The organism is Anaerotignum sp., from assembly GCF_030625865.1.
Taxonomy (GTDB): domain Bacteria; phylum Bacillota; class Clostridia; order Lachnospirales; family Anaerotignaceae; genus Chakrabartyella.
On sequence record NZ_DAOUQB010000072.1, the window covers coordinates 1 to 5661 of the forward strand.

8 protein-coding genes and 2 pseudogenes are annotated in these 5661 nt (G+C 37.7%); 3 read left to right on the plus strand and 7 right to left on the minus strand.

The genetic code is table 11. The annotated features are described in order from the left end of the window. The 6 genes and pseudogenes from P9Q65_RS12900 to P9Q65_RS12920 all read right to left on the minus strand — a co-directional run. Window positions 1-252 (minus strand): transposase (locus P9Q65_RS12900; protein WP_304509902.1); only part of this gene is annotated, 252 nt, incomplete at its 3' end. Window positions 253-517: 265 nt separating this feature from the next. Beyond that, window positions 518-868: pseudogene (locus tag P9Q65_RS12905) on the minus strand (manganese catalase family protein); the annotation flags it as partial. Window positions 869-899: 31 nt separating this feature from the next. Continuing rightward, window positions 900-2363, minus strand: a complete 1464-nt coding sequence (locus P9Q65_RS12910) for a recombinase family protein (protein ID WP_304509904.1) — start codon at window positions 2361-2363, stop codon at window positions 900-902. 184 nt (window positions 2364-2547) lie between these two features. Then, a complete protein-coding gene (locus P9Q65_RS13270) occupies window positions 2548-2787 on the minus strand; it encodes a hypothetical protein (RefSeq protein WP_330695402.1) in 240 nt (79 codons plus the stop codon). Beyond that, window positions 2769-3389, minus strand: coding sequence for a DNA damage-inducible protein D (dinD, locus tag P9Q65_RS12915; RefSeq protein WP_330695403.1), 621 nt, complete (start codon window positions 3387-3389; stop codon window positions 2769-2771). Before dinD ends, P9Q65_RS13270 begins: the two co-directional genes overlap by 19 nt. Window positions 3390-3443: 54 nt before the next feature. Then, the gene (locus P9Q65_RS12920; protein ID WP_304509905.1) at window positions 3444-3977 is read right to left on the minus strand and encodes a helix-turn-helix domain-containing protein; all 534 of its coding nucleotides are present in this window, start codon (window positions 3975-3977) and stop codon (window positions 3444-3446) included. A gap of 329 nt (window positions 3978-4306) precedes the next feature. Between P9Q65_RS12920 and P9Q65_RS12925 the strand changes: the two genes are divergently transcribed. The 3 genes from P9Q65_RS12925 (at window position 4307) to P9Q65_RS12935 (ending at window position 5378) form a co-directional block, all read left to right on the plus strand. After that, a complete protein-coding gene (locus P9Q65_RS12925; RefSeq protein ID WP_304509907.1) occupies window positions 4307-4501 on the plus strand; it encodes a hypothetical protein in 195 nt (64 codons plus the stop codon). Window positions 4502-5085: 584 nt separating this feature from the next. After that, complete coding sequence (locus P9Q65_RS12930) at window positions 5086-5181, plus strand: cytidylate kinase family protein (protein WP_330695405.1); 96 nt, start codon at window positions 5086-5088, stop codon at window positions 5179-5181. Further along, entirely contained in the window at window positions 5181-5378 is a 198-nt protein-coding gene (locus P9Q65_RS12935) for a cysteine-rich KTR domain-containing protein (RefSeq protein ID WP_330695406.1), read from the plus strand. The genes P9Q65_RS12930 and P9Q65_RS12935 overlap by 1 nt, the downstream gene beginning before the upstream one ends. Window positions 5379-5520: 142 nt before the next feature. Here P9Q65_RS12935 and P9Q65_RS12940 read toward each other — a convergent pair. Further along, window positions 5521-5661: pseudogene (locus P9Q65_RS12940) on the minus strand (IS30 family transposase); the annotation flags it as partial.

Sequence of the window (5661 nt, forward strand, 5' to 3'; positions counted from 1 at the left end):
CTTTTCAATTTCTGTCAAATTTTTGCTCTTATGGATAGCTGCAAAAGTATTACCTGGATGCCCTTTGGATTTTAATCCGTCTTCACCATTATCTAGATATTTGTGAATCCAATGATTCAAAAGACTGTAATCCATATTTTCCTCTTTTGCTAGCCTCTTAATACCTAGATCTTCACTAAAATATCGCTGTACAATTCGCATTTTCTCTTCATAAGTCCAATTTCTTCTTTTGGTTCCTTTAGGAACTCCCATAATATCACATCCTTTCAAAATAATTATAAAACAAAATGTAGGCAAGGTGGTCATATTCCTTGTCTACTTTCATTTTACAACTTCACATAGCTGGTGGTTTATTGGAGCTAAAGCGCCAAGAAAAAAGATGCTCATTGCTGAACGTCTAAAGGTACGATATTATAGCTTTAACTGTGGGAAACAGCTTGTCCTATCATAATTTGGTTGAAAGTTGTTCTTAAGATAACGTAGCATGGGAAAGCTCGTCCTACAAAAAATGTAGTGTTTATGCGGCTTTCCGGCTTCGTTGTTCTTTCGCAGTCGTACCATCTGCTGCCAAGTCTTCGTATAGATCGGCAATAGGATCCCCTTTTGACTGGAATGCACATGCACCAAAGGGAACGCCTGATGCAGAAACAGGATAAACCCCTAAACCGTGATTTACATAATACGTATCCAGACCAGAGTTTATGATTTCATCCTTTGTAAGGCCTTGCGTTAATTGATGAAAGATGGTGGCCATCATTTCTGAGTGGGCAAATTCTTCGGTTGCAATGTCATTTAAGGTAGCTTTTGCTTCCGTGGTAACCATTGTGAATTTTTGACTGAGATAACGTAGAGATGCACCCAATTCACCGTCTGGTCCCCCTTATGCCAATAGGATATAATCATTCACCAATTAAAAACAGCTCCAAGCTGTCATTTGGTTTATTGTATATTACTTTCTCTACAACCGTTTTAAATGCGGCTCTTTTGGCCTCCATGGTGACATTTTCATCTTTAAGAATAGAAAGCACGTCTAGCAGTTTATTGGAGAAGGAAACATAATCGAAAGGTTTAAATTGATTTTTCCGTGCTACCTTTAATTTTTCAAATAACATTTTCAATTCAGCATCTACAGCCAATTTGGTTTGTCGGTATTCATCCATGGTATCAATGCCGGCAAGGTATGCTTCTTTTGCTTTTGTCATTCTTGATTTTGTTTTGCTTATCATATGTTCAATGGATTCAATTTCATTTGTTTCCAAATTTGGCCTACGGATATGATGCATCCCCGGTTCACCGTTGCCCATTGCCACGTCATGCAACGATTGAAAGAGGGCAGGGAGCAGCCGATTTGAGGAAATAGAGTGGGACACATGACATTGCCCATGGTTATATCCTCCACATTGTAAATAGAATGCATCCCCTTTCTTAAATTTTGCGGCAATTACCAAGCTGCGACCACAAGAGGAGCATTTAATCATACTACTAACCCAATGTTTTCCTTCCGTCTCAGGACGTTTATGGGAATAATGTGTTCTCTTTTCTTTGACTATTCGGTTTGCGGCAGTTTCCCAAAGATCTTCTGAAACCAATGGCTCCCAAGTGCCTTGTGCAATTACACTGTCGGGATTGTTGAAATCTCTCTGGGTTCGCCCGGTTGATGTCCAACGGGAATAGCCTTTATAAACCGGGTTATTTAAAATATATTGTATCGTTCTGTTTTCAAATACCCCGCCCCTATGGGTTCGAAAACCCATTTGATTCATATGTCGGCTAAGAGAAAACATGCTTTCATTTCCGGACGCATAGTTTTCAAATATAAAGCGAACCATGGCAGCCTCTTCGGGAATTGGTGTTAGGATTTTATTTTTCATGGTGTAACCAAAGGGTGGCGTTGCTTGATATTCTCCCTGCTGTGCCTTCTTCACCATGGTTTTTTTAACTTCCTCCGCCAGATTGAGAGAATAATATTCCGCCATAGCTTCAAGCATAGATTCATAGATTACAGCAAACTTATCATCCTGGGGGATGGGTTCTTTTACAGAAATAACTTTAACACCATCTTTTTTCAGGAGGGCCTTATATAGGACCGCATCCTCCTTGTTTCTGGCAAAGCGGTCAAATTTATGAACAATAATGTATTTTATTTTATTCTGTTTTTTCCTTGCCTGGCGTACCATTTCTTGAAAGCCGGGGCGCTTATCAGCGTTGCGGCCAGAAATTCCTTCATCTTCAAAAATAAATTCTTTGGGGATAAAATACCCATTTTTTTCAGCGTATGCAAAAATATCTTCAAGTTGGACGGTTGGCGAATAGTCTGTTTGTTCATCTGTAGAAACACGAATATAGGCGGCAGCTATAACCATAGAAAAAGACCTCCTTTATTTATTTTGTATGGCAAAAAAGCCGCATTGACGGCATTATTTTTGTATGTTAGTATAATTATACGTATGTATTCATATTATTTGTTTCCTTTTTTAAACTTTTAGGTTTGGTCACCTAAAAACAGCGGTTTCCCTCATGGTACTTACGGTACTATGGGGGGATTTTTTAGGGATTTTTATCTGTTAGTTTTCTATGTTCTCTTTCTATTTGTTTTATGCTTTTTTCTGGTGTAGGCAAGTCTTCAGGCGCCGTTCCACTGATTTCAAGCATTGTCTTTCTGACCTTGGCACCTACTTCATAATGAGTTTGGTTTGCCCTTGTCTTTCCTCTGATATGTTCTTTTTTTAATTTTTCTTCAGTTTGCGTGGCACGGAAAAGATTGGCAGCTAATTCTGTGCTACCCATATGATCCAGAATATCCTGACTTTTTTCAATCCTTTATGTGCATGAATTTCCTTTCTTCCCATTCCACCATAAAGCCCTTGATAGCCATAATTTTGAAAAATGGCATAGTCTATGGGCTCAACCACTCCGGCATTATGAGCTGCATCGGCAAGGGCTTTGTTGTGGGTTTTCATTTCTTTACAAATTGCCAATCGTTTTTGTTCCTCTGTTAATTCATCATAATTTTCAATTAATTCCTGTTGCCTTGTTTTTATAGCAAAATATGTTTGGCCAAGGGCAACGATTTCCTTTTCGGGATTTGCATTTTGAACAATGAGATAACAGGCATATCTTGATAAGCGGTAGGTAGAAATTTCTCTCATAGCATTACTGCCTATATGAACCATTTCGGTGGTTTCACCAAAATGGTCAGAAATATGAAAGCCGCTATTTTGGCAGGCTTCCATTGCCTTATCTAAAGCAATCAGGAAGTTTCTATAATCTTTATAATCAAGAAACTTTGCAAGTTCTCTTGCTGACCAATATTCTTGACCATAATCATTAATATGATTGATGCTTTCAAAAACACTTTCATTGTAATTTTCAATATCGTTATTTTTCATAGAAGCATCCTTTCTGATATTTTCACAATAAGTGAGAACGAGTCTTTTTAGGTTTTAAGCGTCTTTTTTGGAAATGGAAGCTGAAGACATTTTCCCTTTTTTCTCTGCAAGCATTTCTTGTTTTATCATTTCTAACTCCTTTTCATCTTCCGCAGTCAGCATTGGTTCGACGGAAGGAGAAAGTTCTTCTGCTATTTCTATATTCCCATTTTTAGTTGATGATTCTTGTGATAAAGTCCCTTTCTGAAAAACATTTTTGAAGAATTTTTCAAAAAAACTTCTTTCTTCATGTGTTAAGTTTAAATACTCTTCCATTAAAGTTTTTTCAAAACTATTCAAATTATATTCTTCTGCCACTTCTTCAATAAGAGAATCCGGACCAGTGATAAAGGGTTCGCCCTGTCCTTCTGTGAGCCAAAGATAATCGACACGAAATTCTCGGCATATGGCTTTAATCATCTGTTCAGTGAGTTTCCTGTCTCCTTTTTCTATTCTTGAGATGGCTGTTCCTGTGACGCCAAGCCTGTTTCCCAATTCTGATTGGCTTAAATTCAGTATACTTCTTAATTCTTTTATTCTTTCATTCACTTATTATACACCACCTTCATATTTAAGTTATCACACAGACTTACCATAGTCAAAAAAAAAGAGAAAAATGCATTGACGATATTGACCTTGGTATATATAACGTGACCATAGGCAATAAGAGAAAAGAAAACGAGCGGCGAATGTTTTGCGAGGGTATTAAAGGAAGCCACAGAACAAGAGAAAAGAGAAATGAAGATTTTTCTTGCAGGCATGAAGATTGCTAAGGAATTGAATGAGATTTCAAAGGTGAGCTAGTTATTTCCACGGGTTTCAATAAAGCGAATAGGACAATTTTAGAAAAACATACCTTAAAGCAGGAGGTGTTAATTATGAAAAAGCTACCTAAAGTAAACATACACGTTTGTACGAAGGACGGCGTAGTTCCTTATGATTCCTTATCTTATGAGGAAAAAAATTCTTTGGCAATCAGCATGAACCGCAGAGCTATTCGGGCGGCGGCGAGTGTGGAGGGGTTTGACGTGGAATTTTTTGACCCTCCTGTTATGGAAACGGGTACTAAATAATGGGCGCAAAGCCCTATAAGAAGGACAAGCTTACAGAAATTGAAAAATTATTCTATCCATCACAAATAAAAATAAGGAGAAAAACGGAGATGCAGGTAAAAAACGGTGAAATTACTAAAACCTATGGGGTTATTTCTGGGGGGGACCTAAACAAAGAAGTAAACCTTATCAGCTGGAACGGTAAGGGCTTTAGCATATAAGACAGGTGTAGCAATTACCGCAGTTTGCATAATTCTGTTATTTTTTACACGGAGTAATATCGGTGTGTTATTTGGAGCTTCTCCCGAAGCTAGTAAAGAGGTAGCTAATTATTTACCACTATTTTTGGCAACTATGTTGTTCCTCTCTTTTGTTAGGATTACTACTGCGTTTTTTTATGCCACAGAAAAAACAGGCTTTTCGTACATATTAGTGTATGCTGAACCTGTACTTACATTTGTGCTAATGCTTACAATACCTCCTATGATTGGTTTGATTGGTGTATGGATAGCAGTTCCACTTGCACAATTTATTACTTGGTGTATTTCAGTTTTTGCGAAATACAAGATTGAACATTATATCATAACATCAGAGAGGAGTATAAGATGAGTAAAATAGTAACTATCAGTCGTGAATTTGGTAGCGGGGGGAGAAAATTGGGGCGTCGTTTTGCAAAAAGGCTTAGGTTCTATATGGAATGATGAGAGAAAGAATTGATTGCCATTGGCTGTTATGCCCTGTTTGCAGCAGTAAAACTCGAATTAAATTGCGGCAAGATACAGTTATTGAAAGATTACCTTTATATTGCCCCAAGTGTAAGAAAGAAATACTTATTAGTGTTAAACAACTAAATATAACCATCATCAAAGAGCCAGACGCACAGACGCAGAGCCGATAACACGCAGTTTGAAAAAATGCGGTTATCGGCTCTTTATTTTTTGCACGGAAAGGAGTGGCGCAATGCTTTCATTTTCATTTTCCGACTTATACTAATGATGAATTGTCAAGTCAAGTGCGCCACTTCGTGTAGAAAAACTTGGAAAGGTTTCTCTCTTTTTTACTTCAGAAGGACGCTCTGAAATTGGTACGCCCATTGAAAATTTACCACGTTTTTCGGACTTTCTTCGTTTTCCTTTGTGCCGCAAATTACGCATAGTAACAGTAGAAAGAAAGCCTGAATA